Here is a 20,427-nt window from a genome sequence, read left to right as displayed (position 1 = left end):
GGCCTCATCCGCAGCGGATCAGCGTCGTCCGGTCCGGGTGCTCACGTCTACCCACACGGCCAACACCAGAATGCTGCCCTTGACGATCATCTGCCAATAACTGTCGACGTCGAGCATGGACATGCCGTTGTCCAGGCTGGTGATGACCAGCGCGCCGAGGAGGGCGCCGTAGACAGTGCCGGAGCCGCCGCGCATGGAGGTGCCACCGATGAAGCAGGCGGCGATGGCGTCGAGTTCGCCCATGCTGCCGGCCGAGGGCGAACCGGGAGCCAGGCGCGCGGTGTTGACCACGCCGGCGAGGGCGCACATCACGCCCATGATCCCGAAAATCCAGAGCTTCACGGCCTGTACATTGATACCGGACAGGCGCGTCGCTTCCATGTTGCTGCCCACGGAATAGACGCGTCGGCCGAACACGGTCTGACTGGTCACGTAGCTGAACCCGCCCAGCAGGATCAGCAGAAGCAGGACCGGCACGGGAATGCCGTCATAGCTGTTGAGGGTCTGGACGAAGCCGGCCAGTACCGCGCCGATCAACAGCACGCGTGCTACGTCACGCACCAGTGAATGTGCCGCCAGGCCGTGAAGGGCGCGATTGCGCCGTTGTTTCCAGGTCAGGAACAACGTCAGTGCGAACAGCAGAACGCCCAGGCCCGTGCCGATCGTGTGTGGCAAATAACCCTGGCCAATGTAGACGAACTCCGGCGACACCGGGGCGATGGTGGTGCCGCCGGTAATCCCCAGCAAAATGCCCCGGAAAGCCAGTATGCCCCCCAGCCCCACGATGAAAGACGGAATGCGCAGGTAGGCGGCCATGTAGCCGTTGGCGAGGCCGATCAGCAGTCCGCACAGGACGACAAGGCTCAGGTTCGCCAGCAGCGGTATGTGGTAGATAACGTCGAGAATGGCCGCGACGCCACCGAGCAGGCCCAGCAATGAGCCGACCGACAAATCGATCTCGCCGCTGATGATGACCAGTACCATGCCGCAGGCGAGAATCCCGGTAATGGACATCTGGCGCAGCAGATTGGAGAGGTTGCGCGGTGTCAGGAATCCGCCCTCGGTCTGCCAGCTGAAGAACAGCCAGATAAACGCCACGGCAAACACCAGCGCGAGCATCTTGTAGCGGGTGAAGAGTTGTTTGACCTGATTCATTTACGCGGATTTCCGATCTTTATTGTTATGGCTGTCAGGCTGGCTGAGTGCGGCGGCGAGCACCTGTTCCTGAGTGAGTTCATGGTTGATGAAGTCGCCCTGCAACCGGCCTTCGCCGATCACCAGTACGCGGTCGGAAACGCCGAGCACTTCGGCCAGCTCCGAAGACACCATGATGATCGACACGCCTTCGGCCGCCAGCGCCCCCATCAACTTGTAGATCTCGTACTTGGCGCCGACATCCACACCTCGGGTGGGCTCATCGAGAATCAGGACCCGGGGTTTGGTCAGCAGCATCTTCGCCAATACGGCTTTTTGTTGATTGCCGCCGGATAGACTGGTGATCGGTAGGAACGGGCTTGCGGTCTTGAGGTGCAGGCGCGAAATTTCTCGACCGATGCAGCCCAGTTCGGCTTCGGCATCGATGCGGGTCAGTTTCGAGTAACTGTCCAGCACGGCCAGGGTGATGTTCTGGCCGACTCCCAAGTCTGGAATGATGCCCTGGCGCTTGCGGTCCTCGGGCACCAGGCACAGGCCGGCACGGATTGACTTGAGCGGCGTGCGGGTGTCGATGAGTTGGCCGTCCAGCCAGACTTCGCCTTCGTGACGGCCGGGGTAGGCGCCGAACAGCGCGGTCACCAATTCGGTGCGGCCTGCACCGACCAGCCCGGCGATGCCGAGGATTTCCCCACGCTTGAGGGTGAACGAAATATCGTCGACCCGTTTGCGCCTGGGGTTGTCGACGTCGTAGCAGGTGATGTGACGGGCCTCGAAAATCACCTCGCCAATGTCGTGCGGCTCGGTGGGGTAGAGGTTGCTCATTTCCCGTCCGACCATCTGGGTGATGATCTGTGGAATATCCATGTCCGCCATGGCGGTCGTGGCGATGTGTTTGCCGTCTCGGATTACCGAAATGGTGTCGCACACGGCGGCCACTTCATCGAGCTTGTGGGAGATGTAGACACAGGCAACACCCTTGGCCTTGAGGTCGCGGATGATGTCCAGCAACACCTCGATTTCCGAACGGGTCAGGGCCGATGAAGGCTCGTCGAGGATCAGCAGGCGCGCCTGCTTGTTCAGTGCCTTGGCGATTTCCACCAGTTGCTGATAGCCGCCGCCGTACTGCGAAACCGGCAGCGATACGTTCATGTCCGGCACTTTCAGCTCACGCATCAGGGCTTCGGCGCGGTGGATCATCGCCGGGTAATTCATCCGCCCGCCAGGCAGCGTCAGTTCATGGCCCATGAAAATGTTCTCGGCCACCGACAGGTCGGGAACCAGCGTCAGTTCCTGGTGAATGATGACGATACCAGCGGCTTCCGTTTCGCTGATCGATTGCGCCTTGAGCGGTTGACCGTCCCAGAGGATTTCACCGTCCCAGGTGCCATGGGGGTACACCGCGGAAAGGATCTTCATCAGCGTGGACTTGCCGGCGCCATTCTCGCCGCACAGCCCGACGCACTCACCCGGCTTGACCTTGATGTCGATGCCGTTGAGCGCTTTGACACCGCCGAAGGTTTTGACGATACCGTTCATTTGCAGCAGATAGTCGGACATGGCAGAGACTCATAAGCGGCAGGTACGAGGCTGGTCCCGCAGGAGCGAGCTCCTGCAGGGGGGCATTACGGGGTGATGATCACTTTCCGGCAATCTGCGCCTTGGTGTAAAACCCGTCCTGTTCCAGCAGGTCGATGTTGTCCTTGGTCAACGGAGTCGGAGTGAGCAGGATGGTGTCGACCTTTTTGCTGCCGTTGTCGTACTGCGAGCTGTAGGCGGGTTTCTCGTTACGGGCCAGTTGCACCGAGAGCTTGGCCGCTTCGGAGGCGATGAGTTTCAGCGGCTTGTACACGGTCATGGTTTGAGTGCCAGCGATCACTCGCTTGACCGCTGCGAGGTCCGCGTCCTGCCCCGAAATCGGCACCTTGCCGGCCAGTTGCTGAGCGGCCAGGGCCTGGATGGCGCCACCTGCCGTGGCGTCGTTGGAGGCGACGATACCGTCGATTTTGTTGGCGTTGCGGGTCAAGGCGTTTTCAACAATGCTCAGCGCTTCGGTAGGGTTCCATTCCTTCACCCATTGTTGGCCGACGATCTTGATATCACCTTTGTCGATGGCCGGTTGCAGCACTTTCATTTGACCTTCGCGCAGGACTTTTGCGTTGTTGTCGGTAGGCGCACCACCGAGCAGGAAGTAATTGCCCTTGGGCGCTGCGTGCAGCACACCGCTGGCCTGCATCTCGCCGACCTTTTCGTTATCGAAGGAAATGTAGGCGTCGATATCCGCGTTGAGTATCAGACGGTCATAGGACACGACCTTGATTCCGGCTTTCTTCGCTTCGGCCACTGCATTGGTCAGGACCGTTGCGTTGAACGGCACGATGACGATGACATCGACGCCACGGGAAATGAGGTTTTCGATTTGCGAAATCTGCTTTTGCTCATTGGCATCGGCCGACTGTACGAAGACCTTGGCGTCCATTTTCTCCGCCGCCGCAACGAAGTAATCGCGGTCACGTGACCAGCGTTCCAGCCGCAGATCATCAATGGAGAAACCGATTTTCGGGTGGGCAGCATCGGCCATCACCGGCAGCGACAGCAGAGCCAGGGCGCTGGCAAATAGCGCGCGTTTTACGTTCTTCATGGTGGTGCGTCCTTTTATTTTTGTTTGAAAGACACGGCCTGACGATGAGTATCGGGCTGGTAGAACTGTAGAGAACCTGCAGACGCAGCGGACACAGATTTGTCGTGCGAATGTCACAGCGTTGTTGCGCCCACAGACCCCGTTGGCGATCAGCGATAGATAAACCGGTTGACGACGTTTTCGAGCATCTCCTGCCTGCCGCTGACGGCCTGCGGATTCAGCTCGTTGGCGAATGCGTGTTCGGCCAACGACTGGAGGTTGAACTCACCCGCCAGCACCGCCTGCCCGAACGGCTGCTGCCAGCCGGCGTAGCGTTGATCCTTGAGCAGCTGAAGCTGGTCGTTCTGCACCATGGCGGCTGCCCGCTCCAGGGACTGGGCGAGGACGTCCATTGCGCCGACGTGACCATGGAACAGATCGATCTCATCGAGGCTCTGGCGGCGCACCTTGGAGTCGAAGTTGAACCCGCCATTCTTGAACCCGCCGGCCTTGAGAATTTCATAGGTGGCCAGGGTCATTTCTTCGACGCTGTTGGGGAATTGATCGGTGTCCCAGCCGTTTTGTGGATCACCGCGGTTGGCGTCGATGCTGCCGAAAATCCCCAGCGAGACGGCCGTCGCAATCTCGTGATGAAAGCTATGCCCGGCCAGGGTCGCGTGGTTGGCCTCGATGTTGACCTTGATCTCCTTTTCCAGACCGAACTGCTGGAGAAAGCCAAACACGGTGGCGCTGTCGTAATCGTATTGGTGCTTGGTCGGCTCCTGCGGCTTGGGTTCGATCAGCAGGTCGCCTTTGAAACCGATCTTGTGCTTGTGCTCGACCACCATGCGCATGAAGCGGCCCAGTTGTTCGCGTTCACGTTTCAAGTCGGTGTTGAGCAGGGTTTCGTAGCCTTCGCGACCGCCCCACAGCACGTAGTTGGACCCTTTCAGGCGTTGGGTCGCGTTCATGGCGCTGAATACCTGGGCAGCGGCGCAGGCGAACACTTCGGGGTCAGGATTGCTGGCGGCGCCTGCGGCAAAGCGCGGGTTGCTGAAGCAGTTGGCGGTTCCCCACAGCAGCTTGATCCCGTTTTCTTCCTGGTGTCGCTCCAGGTGATCAATCATTTGCGCGAAGTGGTTGCGGTACTCCTTCAGCGAATTGCCTTCCGGGGCGACATCCGTGTCGTGGAAGCAGTAATAGTCGATACCCAATTTGGAGAAGAACTCGAACGCGGCTGCCGCCTTGCCAATGGCCAGCTCCATCGGGTCGCCGGCGTGTTGCCACGGGCGCTTGAAAGTACCAGCACCGAACACATCGGAACCCGGCCAGACGAAGGTGTGCCAATAACAGGCGGCCATGCGCAGGTGTTCGCGCATGGGTTTGCCGAGGATGATTTTGTCGGCGTCGTAGTGACGGAAGGCGAGGGGAGAATCGCTGGCAGGGCCTTCGTAGCGAATCTGGCCGACATCGGGGAAGTACGGCATTGGCAATGTCCTTGTTGTTCTTGGCGGTGTCTCGATACTAACAACGGCCCTGTGCCTGCTGATTATGAAAATCACCAACAGCGGGTGCGATTTTGCGTATTGAGATTCGCCGTCTGCACGCCTAGTCTGTGCAAACCGCCTCCGTGACAAGGGGCCCGGAACAAGCCTGAAAACAATGAAAACCGTACCGCCTGTTCACCGCATCGCACTGTTGTTCAACGGGAGCAAGATCTATGACCGCGGCATCATCAGCGGCATCGGCAACTACCTGAGCAGCACCCGCGCGTCCTGGGACCTGTTCCTGGAGGAGGACTTTCTCTGCCGCTTGAAAGGAATCGAGCGCTGGCAAGGTGACGGAATCATTGCCGACTTCGACGATCCGCTGATTGGCGAGGCGTTGGCCGACATCAAGCTGCCCGTGGTGGCGGTGGGTGGTTCTTATCAGGATGAACGGGCCTATCCGAAAGGGATCCCGTACGTCGCTACCGACAATAACGCACTGATCACACTGGCTTACACGCATTTGATCGAGGCAGGGCTGCAGCGTTTTGCCTGCTTCAGCCTGCCTGAAGCGCAGGCAAATCGTTGGGCTCAGGAACGGGAAAAATCCTTTCGACGACTGATGCAACGTGACGGCTTGCACGCCGAGGTCTATCGCGGCATGGGTACCAGCGCACCGCTCTGGGACAGCGCCGTCGAACAACTGATTGCCTGGCTCCAAAGCCTGCCCAAGCCCATTGGCATCATCGCCGTCAGTGACGCCCGCGCCCGGCAGTTGCTGCAAGCCTGCCTGACCGCCGGAATCGCCGTACCGGAGCAGGTGGCGTTGATCGGCATCGACAACGACCCCCTGACACGCAGCCTGACCCGGGTCCCCCTGAGCTCGGTCATCCAGGGCACCGAAACCATGGGCCGCACCGCCGCGCAACTGCTGCACCAGATGCTGCACGGCAAGCCGTCCACGGGCACGCACATCCTGATCCCGCCTGATGCGATCAACGTGCAGGTGTCGAGTTTGCACCAACCTTTGGGCAACCCCTACGTCATGCAAGCGCTGCTGTTTATCCGCCAATATGCCTGCCAGGGCATCAAGACAGCGCAGGTAGCGGCTTATGTTGGCGTGTCGCGTTCATCGCTGGAGTCGCACTTTCGCACTGCGCGAGGCTGCAGCGTCCACGACGAGATTCTGCGCTTCAAACTGGCGGCGGCCACCAGCGGGCTGGAAAATACCGACACAGCGATTGCAGACGTTGCCCGTAATTGCGGTTTCAAATCCGCACAATATCTACACACGGTGTTCCGTCGCGAGTTTGGATGTACGCCCCGTGAATACCAGCAGGGCGCGAGATAGCGATGCTGGGTGCAATTGGTCGATTGTTGTGTGGTGCGAAGGGCTGGTTTCGACTGTGGATTCAACCGGTCGATGCATCGAAATGCACCGGATTGTAGTCGCGGAGATCTGCGCAAAGCGCTGGATGTCTTCCTGCGGGAAGCAGCGGGAGAGGGTGAAGCTATCGCCTGTCTGGAGCCCTTCGGCTGCACGCTGTCTGAAGCTTTTCATTGAAGGGCCTTCTCCTTCGACTAAAAAGAATGCTCGGTCCCTGGAAAGTCGCCTGCTTGCACATCGCCGGCGAAGTCGCGCGCTGCCCCGAGCAGCACGCCTCGCAGGTCGGCATATTGCTTGACGAACCTGGGCAGAGGTCCGGTGCGCAATCCCGCCATGTCCTGCCACACCAATACTTGAGCGTCACAACCGTTGCCAGCACCGATGCCGACGGCCGGATCGGGCCACAACACCATTTTTGTCGATGACAAAGACCCGCTTCGTCACGGCTTTCAACGGGTTTGATCGGTCGCATAATGGTGCTAGGGCTTTCTGCGCTTCTACAGTTAGCATTAGGCTTTATCTACGCAGTAACCGAGTGGGTCGAACATTGATCGAACGACGCCAATTCAGCGGAGGCATGAAGGGGAAAAATCTCCGCTATCTGAATGAAAACCCTGATGAGCCTGCTCGAACGACCCGGGCAGGCTTTGTGCTGCTCGAGCATTTCTCGCTGCCTGCGTTCACCCAGGCACTGGACACCATTGTCACCGCGAATCTTCTACGACCCAGGTTGTTCTCTTCGCGAACGTTCGGCTTGAACGACGGCGAGGTCATCAGCGATCTGGGCCTGGTGATCCGGCCGGATGCACGTCTGGATGCTTCCGCCATTCACGACCTGGATCTGCTGGTGATTTGTGGCGGCTACAGGACAGAGCTCAAGGCTGATGATGAGTTCATCAGCCTGTTGCGAATGGCGGCGAACCAGGGTGTCTGCCTGGCCGGGTTGTGGAATGGCGCATGGTTTCTGGGCAGCGCAGGTTTGCTCGATGGGTATCGTTGCGCCATTCACCCGGAACATCGCCCCGCACTCGCGGAAATCTCCAAGGCGACGCAAGTCACCAGTGAACCCTACGTCATTGATCGCGACCGCCTTACCGCGTCCAGCCCCTCGGGGGCATTTCATATGGCGCTGGACTGGATCAAGGGCCTGCACGATAAAGCCCTCGTCGAGGGGATCGAGGACATTCTGGCGTTCGAGGAGTCTCGCTATCGGCGCATCAAACCGGCTGAAAATATCTGTGTGAGCGCGCCCTTGCGCGAGGTGGTCAAGCTGATGGACGCCAACCTCGAAGAGCCTCTGGAACTGGAGCAACTGGCGGCCTATGCCGGCCGTTCCCGTCGGCAACTGGAACGCTTGTTCAAGGAGCAACTCGGTACAACGCCGCAGCGGTATTACATGGAGCTGCGCATCACTGAAGCGCGGCGACTGCTCCAGCACACCGAACTGTCCCAGGTCGACGTGTTGGTGGCTTGTGGCTTCGTGTCGCCAAGCCATTTCAGCAAGTGCTATAGCTCGTACTTCGGGTACAGACCTTCCAAGGAAAAGCGGCACGTTAAATAAAGGCTTTCCTTCACCTCTGCGTACCTGACTTCCGGCCCGATTGCTGCCCCGTCCCGCAGGGCAGCCATCGATCGGCTTTTGACGCTATTTGTAATGCTGCTCAAACATCGCCACCTGATCCGGCGTGATCAGCTGAAAGGGTACCCAGACATCCGCTTCGACCGGCTCGCCCTTGATCATCTTGATGGCCGCTTGTACCGCGCTGATCGCCTGGGCCTTGGGGTCTTGAAAGACGGAGGCGACCAGCATCCCGCGCTTGATCGCCGCCAGGCCGTCGGGCAGGCCATCAATGCCGACAATCGCAATCTCGCCCTTGGCTTTGCCGGCTTGCTGCAGTGCCATGGCCGCGCCGATGGCCATCTCGTCGTTGTTGGCGACGATGGCATCGAAGCCAGTGCCAGCCAGCAGCCAATTGCTGGTCAAGTCCATCCCTTTGTTGCGCTGCCACTCGGCACTTTGCTGTTCGATGATTTTGATCCCGGGGTAGTCCTTGAGCACCTGTTTGACCCCTTCGGTGCGGTCGTGCGTGGAGTTCTGTGCCAGGTCGCCCATGATGATCGCGATGTTGCCTTTGCCCCCCAGCTTGTCGGCCAGGTAGCGCATTTGCAGTTGCCCGGCCTCGATGTCATTGGACGCCACCGTGACCACGCCTTTGGGCAGCACGCGTTCGTCCGGGTGGCGGTTGACGTAGACCAGCGGAATCTTCGCCTCGACGGCGGCGCGGGTCATGTTGGCGGTGGCGGCAGTGTCCACGGGCAGGACGATGACGGCATCCACCTTCTGACCGAGAAAACCCTGAATCTGGTTGAGTTGGCGAACCACATCGCCCTGGGCGTCCTCGAACTGGATCTGGACGTTCTCCTTCCTGGCGGCATTTTCCAGGCCGTTGCGCACATAGGTCATGAAGTTGTCGTCAACCCTGGCAATGCTGACGCCGATGCGATAGTCGGCGGCGGCCCATTGGCTGACGAGTAATAACAGCGTGGCAAAGAATAGTGTGCAGCGACGCATGATGGTTTTCCTTTTGTTGTTATGAGATGAGCCAGTCAGTTAAGCCGTAATGCGACCCGTAGCAGCAGCCTCGCAAGCTCGACAGCTGCTACAAAGAGAGCGGCATTCAATCGAGCGTGAAGGCTTGCCGAAAACGCTCAAGTGCTGCTTCGCTGTCGCCGCTGGCCCAGCCCTCGAGCCCGACGACACCGGTGTATCCCATGCGGAACAAGGCCTTGGCAATGGCCGGATAATGGATTTCGCCGGTGCCGGGCTCCATGCGGCCGGGGACATCGGCCACCTGGATTTCGCCGATGGCGCTGCCGGCGCGCTGGATCAGTTCGATCAGGTTTCCTTCGCCGATCTGGGCGTGATAAAGGTCCAGGTTCATCTTCAAATGCGGGCTACCCACGGCCTCGATCAGCGCCAGGGTATCGTCGGCGCGGGCGAAGGGCGTGCCGGGGTGGTCCACTTCGGTATTGAGGTTTTCCAGCAGGAACACTCGGCCCGCGTCTTCGCCCAGGCGAGCGATTTTTTCCAGGGTCTTGCAGGCGCTCAACCACATGCGTCCGGTGGTGTGGGCCACGGGTTTGACCGGCAAGCCTTTATCGCCCAAGCCAGTGCCATGCAGGTTGAGGCTCGGGCAATTCAGTTGTGCGGCGACGGCCAGCGATTCACGTGCGCTGTCGAGCAGATGCTGGATGCCTTCGGCGTCGGTCAGGTTGCCTGAGATGTAGCCGGTCATGGAGGTGAAGTCGGCACCGGTGGCGACCAGGGCCGCAATGTCTTTCTGGGTCCAGTCCCAAATTTCGGCGCTGAAACCCAGCGCGTGAATCCGTTTGACGCGTTCGGTGAACGGCAGGTCGAGGAACACCATCTCGGCACTGATCGCCAGTTTGAACGGGATGAAACTCATGAACGGGCTCCTTGCACGCGCACCGCTTTGCCCTGTTGGACGGACTCGATACACGCGCGGGCAATGGCCAGTGCCGCTCGGGCATCTTCACCGCTGGCCAGTGGTTTTTCACTGGTGCGCAGGCAGTCGACAAAGTGATTGAGCTCGGCCACATAGGCATCCCGCAACAGGTCGGTGTCCATGCGTTGGGTGTCGGCCTGGATGCCATTAGCCAAGTAGCGCACCAGGTCTGAGTCATTGACGCTGCCCATGGTCAGCATGCCGGCGCTGCCGAACACTTCCCCCCGAACATCGTAGCCATAAACGGCCTGGAAATTGGCCTCGGCGGTGGCGATGGCGCCGTTGTCGAAACGGATCGTGACCACGGCGGTGTCCAGAAACCCTTTGCTCTTGTAGTCCGGTGCAATCAGCGCATCGGCCATGACATAAACTTCGACTGCTTCGGCACCGGGGTTGAGGTAGCGCAAGGTATCGAAGTCATGGATCAGGGTTTCGAGAAAAATCACCCACTGCGGCGAAGCGGCTGGATTGTTCAGCGCCGGATCGCGGGTTAATGAGCGCAGCAGTTGCGGCGTGCCGATACGGCCGGCGACCACGTCCAGATGGGCGGTGCGGAAGCTTTTGGCAAAACGACGATTGAAGCCAACCTGCAGCGGCACGCGGGCATCGGCGGCTGCGGCGATGGCGCGGTCGGCCTCGTCGAGGGTAATGGCCATGGGTTTTTCACAAAACACACCTTTGCCGGACCGGGCCGCACTGATCACCAGTTCGGCATGGCTGCGGGCGGGGGCGGCGATCAGGACGCCGTCAATTTCCGGGTCATCGAGCAGTTGCTGTGGATCGGTATAGACCTTCTGCACCCCCAACTCTGCCGCCAACCGAGCGGCCTGGCCGGGTGTCGGGTCGGCGATGGCGGCCAGGCAGGCGCCAGGAATGTGCCGGGCGGCCGTCTGGCCGTGAAAACTGCCCATGCGGCCGGCGCCGATGAGGCCCAGGCGGATGATCTTGGACGTACTCATGAATTGACTCCCTTTTATTGTTGTTCAATGACTTGGCCGCAGGAATGTCCTCGGCTGGCATAACCCTTTGAGCAAGTGCTGTGCCAGTATTTAAGTCGTTGATATTCAAAGGGTTAATCAATATTTTTTGAAAGAAGTGTTCATTCGCAGGACATGTCTACACTGACATGTCTAAAACATGAACATGGAAGCGGATGTCGATGATGGTCAACCCACAGGTAACAGCCTTCAGCGCGCAAGACCTCGATTACATCACCGCTCTCGGCCCCGCGTCGTTGAACGAAGGCTCGATCGCCGCGCTGGAACAGGCCTGGCTGGCGTGTCTGAACGGGCGCACCGATCGACCTGCCGGGGTCAGGCAGGTGATTTGGGATTCCTGGCGGCGCAGCGTCGGCACCGGCCTCGATCCTGAGGATGGCGAATATCGATTTGTTGCTCCTGCCGTTCTGGCCGCGACGCTGGCGGCCAATCGCACGTTGATTGCAGCGGCGGCGCAGGTCATGGGGGGATTGCTGGCCTACAACCCCAGGGGCCATATCAACCTGACCGATGCTCAAGGCACGACCCTGTATTTCTGTGGTCTGGACCTCACACCGGTGGGCAGCCGATTGCTGGAGTCGGTGCAGGGCACCAACTGCACGGGGCTGGCGCTTGCCGAAGATCGCTTGGTGTATGTGCTGGCCGAGGAAAACTTCGCCAGCGGCTTGCGTCGACGGCGCATGCACTGCGCCGCCGCGCCGATCAGGGATGCGCAGGGCAGGACGCTCGCCATGCTGACCCTGACCGCTGAGCCGGGCTGGTTTCATTTTCATACGCTAGGCACCGTCCAGGCCGCGGCCGAAGCGGTCTCGCGGCAGATGGCGCTGCAAGCCCTGCTGGAAGAGCAACAAACCGTGCTTGAAGTGCTCAACGAAGGGCTTGTGGTGCTGGATGAGCGGGGCTGCATCAAGGCGCTCAACCGTTATGCCCGGCAATTGTTCCGCGTGGGCCAGGATCTGCTCGGCAGCCCGTTCCAGCGTCTGGGGCAAAGCGAACTGACCAACCAGATTCTGCTGCGCGGAGGGGAAGGGCAGCAGTATGAAGGGATAAGAGATCTGGATTGCACCTTCGAGCTGCATGATCGCAGCCACTTGGCATGTCTGGTATCGGTGTGCCCGCTGGAGCAGGGTGGACGGATTGTTTCGTTGCGTGAAAACCGGCGCATCCGCGAAATTACGCGCCGGGTCATCGGCACTCAAGCCAGCTACACCTTCGAGACCATTCAAGGTAATTCGCGAGCGATACAAGACGCCTTGCACCTGGGACGGATCGCCAGTCGCAGTGAATCGACCACGCTGATCCTGGGTGAGAGCGGTACCGGCAAGGAGCTGTTCGCCCAGGCGATCCATAACGCCAGCGAGCGTTGCGGCGGTCCTTTCGTGGCGGTCAATTGCGGAGCCATTCCGCGCGATCTGGTGCAGAGCGAACTGTTTGGTCATGTTGAGGGTGCCTTCACCGGATCGGCCCGTGGCGGATCTGCCGGGAAGTTCGAATTGGCCGATGGCGGAACGATCTTCCTCGACGAAATCGGTGACATGTCTTTCGATGCCCAAGTCAGCCTGCTACGGGTCTTGCAGGAAGGCGAGGTGACGCGCGTGGGGGCGAAAAAATCGCAGCAGGTGGATGTGCGCATCATCGCCGCCACCCACCGCAACCTGAGCCAGGCGGTGGCCGATGGCGCTTTCCGTGAGGATCTTTACTACCGGCTCAACGTCCTGAATCTGACGGTTCCGCCGCTGCGGATGCGCCGGGAAGATGTGCCCTTGCTGGCGCGACATTTTCTCGCTCGTTGCGCGCGGTCATTGCGCAAATCGGTGCAGGGCATCTCGCCAGAGGCGCTGGATATTCTTTCGGCCTACAGCTGGCCGGGTAATGTTCGCGAACTTGAAAACACCATCGAGCGCGCAACGAATCTGGCGATGACCGAGATGATTCAGCCGGGTGATCTGCCACTTGAAATCAAGCAAAGGCTGCGGCCATCGGTGCCGGGAAGTGTGCCCGAACCCCGGGCTGCGCTGGACCTTGGCACCCATGAAATGAACGCGATCATCGTCGCCCTCAGGGATGCCCGAGGCAACATCCGCCTGGCCGCCCGGCAACTGAACGTTTCTCGTGGCGGGCTGTACAACAAGATGAATCGATTCGGGCTGAGTGCCGATGCTTTTCGTGCGGGAGCCAATCTCTGATGGGGAGGCACGTTCAGCCTCGAGTGTTCTCCGAGGTGATGATCTGCAACGGAATATGGACCCTGTGCCGGAGCGGATCGAAGTCCGGCGTGGTCTGCAACTCGACCAGCAAGTCGACCAGCGCGGCTGCCAGCAATCGCGGCTGAGAGTCGATGACCAGGTCGATCAACCCTTGATCCAGGGCCTGTCGCGACAGCTCGGTCGACTCCTGCAGGATGCAACACAGCGACGGCCGTTTCGGCAGCTGTGACAGGGCCCGGATGATGCCGTCGCCGCCACCGCCGACCACGCACAGCCCTCGCAAGTCGGCATGGCGCGCGAGGAGTTCCAGTGTCGCCTCTTCGGTGACGTCGCAGTTGTCCAGGTTGATCACCGCTTCGAGTAGCCGCAACCCCGGTGCTCGCTCCGCCAGGTAACTGCGCAGCCCTTCGACCCGAGCCTGATGACCAAGAAAACGATGGCCGCCGAGCAATACGCCGACGCTGCCCTTGCGTGCGCCGCAGGTGTGAGCCAGCAGCCAACCCATGGTGCGCCCGACCTCATGATTATCCTGACCGATGTAAGGTTCTTCTGCCGCCTCATGGATGTCCGACAGCAGGGCGATCACCGGCACGCCTGCGGCTCTGATCTGCGCGATGGCGGCATTGATCAGCGGGTGAGCGAAGCTGACCACCGCCAGGCCATCACACTGCACGGCCAGTTGTTCGATCTGGGCAATGATCGCGCTGGGTGTGCGATCGAAGACGTATTCGAACTGGCAGCTCAGATTGGCGCCGGCCTGACGCTGCGCTGCCTCGGTGATGGCGGAGGCAACGTTGGCATAGAACGCCTGGGCGGTACCGAGTAACAGGATGCCGAATCGATAGCTGGGACGACGTTCGCGAATGCGTTGGCCGATCAGCCGGGCGGCGAAATAACCGACGGCTTCGGCGGCCTGGAACACCTGCTCGGCGGTGGCCGGGCTGACCGGAGCCCGGGCGTTGAGCACCCGGTCCACGGTGGCGACACTCAAGCGAGCGTGCTCGGCGACCGTGGCGATAGTGGGGCGTTTTTTGTTGTTCATGGTGGGCCCTTGAGTCGCTTTGATAGAAAACTATCAAGCTGCAATGGGCCTGGATGATAGCTTGATAGGGAATGTATTCAAGGGATTGAGGGTGGTTTGTGCGCTCTCTATATTTTCTCCAGCGATGCCATCCCGCATCGAAAGCAAATGCTTAAACCCATCAAGCTTGCGGAGAACAATAAAATGCCCTTACACAACGCAGCCTTTGAAAAAACCGATAAACCCGTGCCAAGGGATTATCGATTGACCGGTCCCGAAGCCGCCCGAGCGGCGCAAAAAGGTTTGGTATCGGCAACGTGGTATCAATCGCCCATCTCCCGCAAACGCATGAAAGAATTGATGCAGCGCCGCGATGGCCCGGCCTTGCGTGATACCGCCATCTGGCTGTCGGCGATGGTCGTCACCGGCTTCGGCGGATACTGGTTCTGGGGTTCCTGGGCCTGTGTTCCGTTCTTCTTCGTCTATGGGCTGCTCTATGGCACCGCGTCCAATGCCCGTTGGCACGAAACGGGTCACGGTACGGCGTTCAAGACCCGCTGGATGAATGATGCGGTCTATCAGCTGTCGAGTTTCATGTTCATGTTCGAACCCCAGGTCTGGCGCTGGAGTCATGCACGGCATCACACCGACACCATCATCGTTGGTCGCGATCCGGAAATCGTCGAGCCGCGTCCACCGAGTCTGATCATGATGGTGCTGAGTCTGTTCAGAATGCCTTACGCGTTGAAGACGATGGGGTCAGTTTGCCGGCATGCAGTCGGGCGGATGGGTGAAGAAGAGCAGACCTTCATCCCCGAATCCGAATGGCCCAAAGTGGCGCGAGACGCGCGCGTCTGGCTGGCTATCTATGGGCTTACCGTGGGCACGGCGCTTTTTCTGCAGAGCTGGTTGCCGCTGATGTTTATCGGTCTGCCGACCCTCTATGGCGGTTGGTTGTCTTACCTGTTCGGCCTTTCGCAGCATGTCGGCCTGGCGGAAGACGTACTCGATCACCGCAGCAACTGCCGCACGATTTACATGAACCGACTGCTGCGTTTCCTGTACCTCGACATGAACTATCACCTGGAACATCACATGTATCCGATGGTGCCTTTTCATGCGCTGGCGCAGCTTCACGAAGAGATCCGCCGCGACTGCCCGCCGCCTTACGGCAGCCTGTCCGAGGCCTTCAGGGAAATCCTCCCGACGATCTGGAGGCAGCGCAAAGACCCGAGCCATTTCGTCTGTCGTCCTTTGCCACAACGCGCAGCGTCGGCCGCCACCGTCCAGGCAGAACCTGAAGTAACGCCGGCCTGACCCCTTCCTGTCTGTACCACTACCAGAGAAAACGCCATGACCGATCAATGGATCGATGTATGTGCCGTGGGCGATATCAATGAAGAAGACGTCATTCGTTTCGACCATGGCCAGCACACCTATGCCGTGTACCGCTCCGCCGACAGCGAGTTTTTCGCCACCGCGGGCCTGTGCACCCACGAGTCCATCCACCTGGCCGATGGCCTGGTGATGGAGCACGTTATCGAGTGCCCCAAGCACAACGGGCGTTTCGATTACCGCTCCGGCAAAGCCCTCGGCGCACCGGTGTGCGTCAACCTCAAGACCTATGAAGTCCGGGTCGAGGCGGGGCGTGTCTTGCTCGCCATCACGGTTTAACTGCACGGAGTCTGTGCCATGAGTCCTGCCAATGCTCCACTGGTCATTGTTGGCGCCGGGCATGCCGGTGGCCGCGCGGCCCTGACCCTGCGCGACGAAGGTTATAGCGGTCGCCTGATCCTGATCGGCGACGAGATTTACCCGCCCTATGAACGTCCGCCACTGTCCAAAGGGTTGCTGCAGGGCACGGTCGATCTGGCGGGCTACAGCCTGTGCAATAGCGCTCGGCTCGCTGAACTGGGCATCGAACACCTGGCCGGCAACCCGGTAACAGGCCTGGACCCGCAGCAGCATCGCCTGCAATTGGCCGACGGCCGCTGGCTGGATTACGCCCGGCTGTTGCTGGCGATGGGAGGTCGCTCACGCAGGCTTACCTGTGTGCCCGCGCATCTGCGCAATGTGCTTTATCTGCGTAGCCATGACGAGGCGCTGGCACTGCGCGCTTCGTTGCGGCCCGACACCCGACTGGTGATCATCGGCGGTGGCTTCATCGGCCTCGAAGTCGCAGCCACCGCCCGAGCCTTGGGTTGCCCGGTGACCTTGCTCGAAGCTGGGCCGCGCCTGGCGGGACGGGTGTTGCCGGAACGGTTGTCCAGCGTTCTGTTGGAACTGCATCGCAGCCAGGGCGTGGATGTCCGACTGAACGTGGCTATTGAGGCAGTGCAGGGCGCTACTCATGTTGAATCCGTGCAACTGGTCGACGGCCAACTGCTGCCTTGCGACTTGGTGGTGGTGGGCATCGGCATGCAACCCAACACCGAGTTGGCCATGGCCGCAGGGCTTGTGGTCGGCCAGGGCATTCGCGTCGATGCCCAATTGCGCACCAGCGCACCGGACATCTTTGCGGCGGGGGATGTCTGTGAATTTCGGCTGCACCCGCAAGGGGGTTACCAGCGTCAGGAAACCTGGCGCAACGCCGAAACCCAGGGCCGTCACGCCGCCCTGAATCTGCTGGGCCGCGAGTTGCCCTTCGAAGTCATTCCCGGTTTCTGGTCCGACCAGTACGACTGGGGATTGCAGACCGTGGGTGTGATCGCAAACACAGAACCCACGGCGAGCCGGACAACCCCCAGTGGCGGTTTCCTGTTGTTCTACCTCGATGACGAACAACGTCTGCAAGGCGTTTGCGGCTGGGGCCAGGGCAATAGCGTCGCCAAGGACATCAAGTTGTGCGAACGACTGATCGCTTCCCATAACGCCCTTTCGGTAGAGGCTCTGGCCGACGCCGAGGTATCGCTCAAACAACTGCTGAGGAACTGACATGCGTGAATTCCTGGTCTTCCAGTCCCTTTGGGCCATGCAAGATCACCGTGGCCAATGCGAGCTTGCGCTGGAAGCGCAACTGGAGAAAATCGCTGCCGCCGGTTTCGACGGAATCACTGACCATTTCTGGGTGGCGAACCATGCCGCACGCTTGCATGCCGCCGCCAAAGCGCAGGGCCTGCAAATCGAAGGTCAGGTGTTCCCCCGCACCGTGGATGATCTGGCGGCAGCGATCGACGTCGCGTCCCGCTACGGCTGCCACCATCTCACGCTGCAAGCCGACGTCCGGCCGCGCACGCTGACGCAAGCCATCCAGTTGATCGAGGGGTGGCAGCGACTGGCCGAGCAGGTGGACTTTCCGATCCTGCTGGAAACCCATCGTTATCGCCTCACCAGTGACCTGTTGTTCACCCTCGACATTCTCGCTGAAATGCCCGATCTCAAGCTGTTGGCCGACTTGTCCCACTATGTCGTGGGCCGCGAACTGCCAGAGCCGGTCGAGGCCGAAGACGACGAACAGATCCAGACCATCCTGCGCCACAGTTGGGGTTTTCACGGCCGTGTCGCCAACAGCGAACAGGTTCAGGTGCCCTTGAGTTTCGCCCAGCATCGACCCTGGCTGGAGCGTTTCCTGGGCTGGTGGCGCTATGGGATCGAGGACTGGCTGGCCCGACCGGACACGCCCTCCAGCCTGTCCTTCACCTGTGAACTCGGCCCGCCACCCTATGCCATCACCGGGGCCGACGGACGCGACATCACCGACCGCTGGGCCGAGGCGTTGATGCTTAAGGAATTGATGCGTGAGGTCTGGAATGACTGCCGGGCGCGGTCTTGCGCATCTTGACTTACAGCCTTATTCGGCCTCGATCAAAGACAAGCAGGCAGTCTGATTCCGGCCTGAGCGTTTCGCCAGGTACAGTGCCGAGTCCGCCTGTGTCAGCAGGTGCATATATTCGGCAGTCTCCGGTACGCAGGTATAAACCCCCAAACTGACGGTCACCCGCTTGGCCAGGTTGCCATCGTGTGCAATGGCAAGGTTCATCACCGCGAGCCTGATGTCTTCGGCAATGGAGTAGGCACCTTCGGCATCTGTATCAGGTAGCAATATTGCAAACTCTTCGCCACCGTACCGCGCGGCTAAATCGGATGGCCTGTGAATGCATTGCGCGATTGCCTGCGCAACGGAAGCGATGCAATGGTCGCCGGCAATATGCCCGTATTGATCATTGAAGCTTTTGAAATAATCAATATCGAGCATTATCAAACTGATCTGAGATTGATGTCTTACCGCGCGAAGCCATTCCTGCTGCAAGCTGTTTTCGAGATGGCGTCGGTTTGCAAGTCCGGTGAGCGCATCCTGTAATACCAGTTTTTCCAGGGCTGCCCGGGTCTGCTTCAAATGATTTTCTACCGAGACGCCGTAACGTATTTTCTTGATGAGCAAGAGGCCGACAAGAAGGTTTACCAGCAGCACTGCGCCAATCATCAATGCCATCTTGATTGTTCCGGTTTTCCACTCGGCAAAAATGGCTTCCCGTGAATTGGCGGCAGCGACGACCAGCGGATATTTTTGAAGCAGCCTGTAGCCGAAGAGTCGATCAACGCCGTCGATAATCGATTTGATCATGACGGTATCAGCCGGAGACTTGGGTAAATAGATGGAAAATATTTCCCCTTTGGCTATCGACGCACCGATGAACTCTTCAGCAAAAGGCCGCCTGGCGATTATCGTTCCGTCGGGAAGGGCCAGGAAAATGGCGCCTTTCTGATCAATGGCGAACGTTGAGAAGAACTTATCAAAGTAGGCCATTTTGATCGTGGCCAACGCGACACCCTTAAAATGGCCCTCGCTATCGTTGACTCGTCGGGAGAACGGAATAATCCATTCGCCGGTCGTGCGGCTGCGGATGGCCCGGCCGATGCGAGGCGACAGGGTTACGTTGTTTTTGTGAAAGATGAAGTAGTCACGATCGGCATTGTTGGCGGCTTCAGGTTTCGAATCGAACGAAGTCAGGATCCAGTTGCCGTTTTCATCATAGTAAAAAAGGCCGTGCAACTGCTCGGTGGTAAAGACTCTGCGCTTGAGCAGTTTTTGCGTTTTATCGAGCTGTTGGGCACTTGGATTGTCTTTTATCCTGTCGATCAGTTCATCCAGGATCAGGTTGGCTTCATCAAACGTGTCAGTCGCTTGTTGGGCTATCGACCACGTCAAATTGCCTGACACCCGTTTTGCTTGTGAGAGTTCATAGGCTTTACTTTGGGCGGCTTGAAGCCAGTAAATACTCAGTATCGAAAGGGTGACTAAAGCCATGAACACGACGGAGATCGCTGTTGCCGGCAGTCTTCTCGATTGCAAAGGGGGCTGACGGGTTTTGTCTTCGGAGCGGTTTTCCACAAAACCCCCTAGGATGAATTTCGACTACATTATCTGCTGATCTGCGCAGGTGCCAACAGTTCATGCAATTCTCGAACCCAAGGCACTGTATGAAGACTTTGGCTTCAAGTTGGAACAGGAGCAGGAGGGCCAGCAGTGGGACGCAACGGTTATCGAACAGTGTTTTGTTCGACCAGGCCCGGCTGCTGGGCCGCTAAATGGAGTTGGCGATACGCATCCACCAATTGATCTTGCGTGAATGCGCGATTTCGCCCGCTGGGATTGGGCAGGACCCAGACCGAGGCATTACCAAACATCTTTGACTGAAGCCCCCACGCAATTTCCCGTTGACCGGACAACGCGCTGTACGCAGCTTTGCCGAGAAACGCCACAAAGCGTGGCGCATAGCGTGCGATCTTTTGTTCAAAATGCGCGGCGGCAGCGGTGAATTCATGCACGGACAGCTGATCCGCTCGCGCCGTAGGCCGTTCAACCACCGCAGTTAATCCACACTGATACTGCAAGATCGTCCGGTCGTTTTCTGGGCGCACTTCTGTAGGCGTAAAGCCGGCAAGATGGAGTGTGCGCCAGAAGCGATTGCCTCGACCCGCAAAATGATGGCCTTGGGCGGCGGCAGTCACGCCCGGATTAATGCCGCAAAAAATCACCGCAAGCCGTTCGGTGAGAATGTCTTCGAGTCCTTCACCCACCCAACAC

17 protein-coding genes and 3 pseudogenes are annotated in these 20,427 nt (G+C 59.4%); 8 read left to right on the top strand and 12 right to left on the bottom strand.

Annotated elements, in window-relative coordinates; genetic code table 11:
• Positions 1-18 precede the first annotated feature (18 nt).
• The 4 genes from AC1D2Q_RS00735 to xylA form a co-directional block, all read right to left on the bottom strand.
• On the bottom strand, positions 19-1,155 hold the full coding sequence (locus AC1D2Q_RS00735; RefSeq protein ID WP_477811894.1) for a sugar ABC transporter permease: 1,137 nt from the start codon (positions 1,153-1,155) through the stop codon (positions 19-21).
• Entirely contained in the window at positions 1,156-2,712 is a 1,557-nt protein-coding gene (gene xylG, locus AC1D2Q_RS00730) for a D-xylose ABC transporter ATP-binding protein (RefSeq protein WP_477811893.1), read from the bottom strand. It lies immediately after the preceding gene.
• Positions 2,713-2,791: 79 nt separating this feature from the next.
• On the bottom strand, positions 2,792-3,793 hold the full coding sequence (gene xylF / locus AC1D2Q_RS00725) for a D-xylose ABC transporter substrate-binding protein (RefSeq protein WP_019648608.1): 1,002 nt from the start codon (positions 3,791-3,793) through the stop codon (positions 2,792-2,794).
• A gap of 149 nt (positions 3,794-3,942) precedes the next feature.
• The gene (xylA, locus tag AC1D2Q_RS00720; protein ID WP_477811892.1) at positions 3,943-5,259 is read right to left on the bottom strand and encodes a xylose isomerase; all 1,317 of its coding nucleotides are present in this window, start codon (positions 5,257-5,259) and stop codon (positions 3,943-3,945) included.
• 175 nt (positions 5,260-5,434) lie between these two features.
• On the opposite strand from xylA, the gene AC1D2Q_RS00715 reads away from it, so the two are divergent.
• Positions 5,435-6,610 (top strand): XylR family transcriptional regulator, encoded by a 1,176-nt coding sequence (locus tag AC1D2Q_RS00715; RefSeq protein WP_477811891.1) that lies wholly within the window; start codon positions 5,435-5,437, stop codon positions 6,608-6,610.
• A gap of 76 nt (positions 6,611-6,686) precedes the next feature.
• Here AC1D2Q_RS00715 and AC1D2Q_RS00710 read toward each other — a convergent pair.
• Positions 6,687-6,820, bottom strand: a pseudogene (locus AC1D2Q_RS00710) (acyl dehydratase); the annotation flags it as partial.
• Positions 6,821-6,840: 20 nt separating this feature from the next.
• Positions 6,841-7,041: pseudogene (locus AC1D2Q_RS00705) on the bottom strand (3-methyl-2-oxobutanoate hydroxymethyltransferase); the annotation flags it as partial.
• A 182-nt stretch (positions 7,042-7,223) separates the two neighbouring features.
• On the opposite strand from AC1D2Q_RS00705, the gene AC1D2Q_RS00700 reads away from it, so the two are divergent.
• Positions 7,224-8,207 carry a GlxA family transcriptional regulator gene (locus tag AC1D2Q_RS00700; protein WP_477811890.1) on the top strand — a complete coding sequence of 328 codons (984 nt, stop codon included), beginning with the start codon at positions 7,224-7,226 and terminating at the stop codon, positions 8,205-8,207.
• An 84-nt stretch (positions 8,208-8,291) separates the two neighbouring features.
• On the opposite strand, the gene AC1D2Q_RS00695 is transcribed toward AC1D2Q_RS00700, so the two are convergent.
• The 3 genes from AC1D2Q_RS00695 to AC1D2Q_RS00685 form a co-directional block, all read right to left on the bottom strand.
• Complete coding sequence (locus AC1D2Q_RS00695; RefSeq protein ID WP_477811889.1) at positions 8,292-9,218, bottom strand: sugar ABC transporter substrate-binding protein; 927 nt, start codon at positions 9,216-9,218, stop codon at positions 8,292-8,294.
• Between the two features lie 106 nt (positions 9,219-9,324).
• Positions 9,325-10,113: a TIM barrel protein gene (locus AC1D2Q_RS00690; RefSeq protein ID WP_477811888.1), complete on the bottom strand. Its 789-nt coding sequence runs from the start codon at positions 10,111-10,113 to the stop codon at positions 9,325-9,327.
• Positions 10,110-11,132, bottom strand: coding sequence for a Gfo/Idh/MocA family oxidoreductase (locus AC1D2Q_RS00685; RefSeq protein ID WP_477811887.1), 1,023 nt, complete (start codon positions 11,130-11,132; stop codon positions 10,110-10,112). Before AC1D2Q_RS00685 ends, AC1D2Q_RS00690 begins: the two co-directional genes overlap by 4 nt.
• Positions 11,133-11,326: 194 nt before the next feature.
• Between AC1D2Q_RS00685 and AC1D2Q_RS00680 the strand changes: the two genes are divergently transcribed.
• On the top strand, positions 11,327-13,357 hold the full coding sequence (locus AC1D2Q_RS00680) for a sigma-54 interaction domain-containing protein (RefSeq protein WP_477811886.1): 2,031 nt from the start codon (positions 11,327-11,329) through the stop codon (positions 13,355-13,357).
• A 13-nt stretch (positions 13,358-13,370) separates the two neighbouring features.
• On the opposite strand, the gene AC1D2Q_RS00675 is transcribed toward AC1D2Q_RS00680, so the two are convergent.
• Complete coding sequence (locus AC1D2Q_RS00675) at positions 13,371-14,420, bottom strand: substrate-binding domain-containing protein (RefSeq protein ID WP_477811885.1); 1,050 nt, start codon at positions 14,418-14,420, stop codon at positions 13,371-13,373.
• A 183-nt stretch (positions 14,421-14,603) separates the two neighbouring features.
• On the opposite strand from AC1D2Q_RS00675, the gene AC1D2Q_RS00670 reads away from it, so the two are divergent.
• Genes AC1D2Q_RS00670 through AC1D2Q_RS00655 form a run of 4 tightly spaced genes read left to right on the top strand, consistent with a single transcriptional unit; the run spans position 14,604 to position 18,180 of the window.
• Positions 14,604-15,716, top strand: coding sequence for a fatty acid desaturase family protein (locus AC1D2Q_RS00670; RefSeq protein WP_477811884.1), 1,113 nt, complete (start codon positions 14,604-14,606; stop codon positions 15,714-15,716).
• Positions 15,717-15,752: 36 nt separating this feature from the next.
• The gene (locus AC1D2Q_RS00665; protein WP_081361822.1) at positions 15,753-16,073 is read left to right on the top strand and encodes a MocE family 2Fe-2S type ferredoxin; all 321 of its coding nucleotides are present in this window, start codon (positions 15,753-15,755) and stop codon (positions 16,071-16,073) included.
• 18 nt (positions 16,074-16,091) lie between these two features.
• Positions 16,092-17,333: an NAD(P)/FAD-dependent oxidoreductase gene (locus AC1D2Q_RS00660; protein ID WP_477811883.1), complete on the top strand. Its 1,242-nt coding sequence runs from the start codon at positions 16,092-16,094 to the stop codon at positions 17,331-17,333.
• A gap of 1 nt (position 17,334) precedes the next feature.
• Entirely contained in the window at positions 17,335-18,180 is an 846-nt protein-coding gene (locus AC1D2Q_RS00655; protein WP_477811882.1) for a sugar phosphate isomerase/epimerase family protein, read from the top strand.
• Positions 18,181-18,189: 9 nt separating this feature from the next.
• Here the strand turns inward: AC1D2Q_RS00655 and AC1D2Q_RS00650 are convergent, their stop codons facing one another.
• Entirely contained in the window at positions 18,190-19,731 is a 1,542-nt protein-coding gene (locus tag AC1D2Q_RS00650; RefSeq protein ID WP_477811881.1) for a sensor domain-containing diguanylate cyclase, read from the bottom strand.
• A gap of 79 nt (positions 19,732-19,810) precedes the next feature.
• Here AC1D2Q_RS00650 and AC1D2Q_RS00645 point away from each other — a divergent pair.
• Positions 19,811-19,918: pseudogene (locus AC1D2Q_RS00645) on the top strand (MarR family transcriptional regulator); the annotation flags it as partial.
• Here AC1D2Q_RS00645 and mug read toward each other — a convergent pair.
• Positions 19,881-20,420, bottom strand: a complete 540-nt coding sequence (gene mug / locus AC1D2Q_RS00640) for a G/U mismatch-specific DNA glycosylase (protein WP_477811880.1) — start codon at positions 20,418-20,420, stop codon at positions 19,881-19,883. The pseudogene AC1D2Q_RS00645 and the gene mug sit on opposite strands and share 38 nt — an antisense overlap.
• Positions 20,421-20,427 lie beyond the last annotated feature (7 nt).

The organism is Pseudomonas sp. P1_A1 (genome assembly GCF_056406935.1).
The sequence above is the reverse complement of the archived record's forward strand: the minus strand, read 5'-3'. Positions and strand labels throughout refer to the sequence as shown.

What these genes read in the sequence shown, in the direction of transcription:
- AC1D2Q_RS00690 (WP_477811888.1), bottom strand. Translation starts at nt 10,113, where the DNA reads ATGAGTTTCATCCCGTTCAAACTGGCGATCAGTGCCGAGATGGTGTTC.
- xylG (WP_477811893.1), bottom strand. Translation starts at nt 2,712, where the DNA reads ATGTCCGACTATCTGCTGCAAATGAACGGTATCGTCAAAACCTTCGGC.
- AC1D2Q_RS00665 (WP_081361822.1), top strand. Translation starts at nt 15,753, where the DNA reads ATGACCGATCAATGGATCGATGTATGTGCCGTGGGCGATATCAATGAA.
- AC1D2Q_RS00735 (WP_477811894.1), bottom strand. Translation starts at nt 1,155, where the DNA reads ATGAATCAGGTCAAACAACTCTTCACCCGCTACAAGATGCTCGCGCTG.
- AC1D2Q_RS00700 (WP_477811890.1), top strand. Translation starts at nt 7,224, where the DNA reads ATGAAGGGGAAAAATCTCCGCTATCTGAATGAAAACCCTGATGAGCCT.
- AC1D2Q_RS00660 (WP_477811883.1), top strand. Translation starts at nt 16,092, where the DNA reads ATGAGTCCTGCCAATGCTCCACTGGTCATTGTTGGCGCCGGGCATGCC.
- xylF (WP_019648608.1), bottom strand. Translation starts at nt 3,793, where the DNA reads ATGAAGAACGTAAAACGCGCGCTATTTGCCAGCGCCCTGGCTCTGCTG.
- AC1D2Q_RS00685 (WP_477811887.1), bottom strand. Translation starts at nt 11,132, where the DNA reads ATGAGTACGTCCAAGATCATCCGCCTGGGCCTCATCGGCGCCGGCCGC.
- AC1D2Q_RS00715 (WP_477811891.1), top strand. Translation starts at nt 5,435, where the DNA reads ATGAAAACCGTACCGCCTGTTCACCGCATCGCACTGTTGTTCAACGGG.
- AC1D2Q_RS00675 (WP_477811885.1), bottom strand. Translation starts at nt 14,420, where the DNA reads ATGAACAACAAAAAACGCCCCACTATCGCCACGGTCGCCGAGCACGCT.
- AC1D2Q_RS00670 (WP_477811884.1), top strand. Translation starts at nt 14,604, where the DNA reads ATGCCCTTACACAACGCAGCCTTTGAAAAAACCGATAAACCCGTGCCA.
- xylA (WP_477811892.1), bottom strand. Translation starts at nt 5,259, where the DNA reads ATGCCGTACTTCCCCGATGTCGGCCAGATTCGCTACGAAGGCCCTGCC.
- AC1D2Q_RS00695 (WP_477811889.1), bottom strand. Translation starts at nt 9,218, where the DNA reads ATGCGTCGCTGCACACTATTCTTTGCCACGCTGTTATTACTCGTCAGC.
- AC1D2Q_RS00655 (WP_477811882.1), top strand. Translation starts at nt 17,335, where the DNA reads ATGCGTGAATTCCTGGTCTTCCAGTCCCTTTGGGCCATGCAAGATCAC.
- AC1D2Q_RS00680 (WP_477811886.1), top strand. Translation starts at nt 11,327, where the DNA reads ATGTCGATGATGGTCAACCCACAGGTAACAGCCTTCAGCGCGCAAGAC.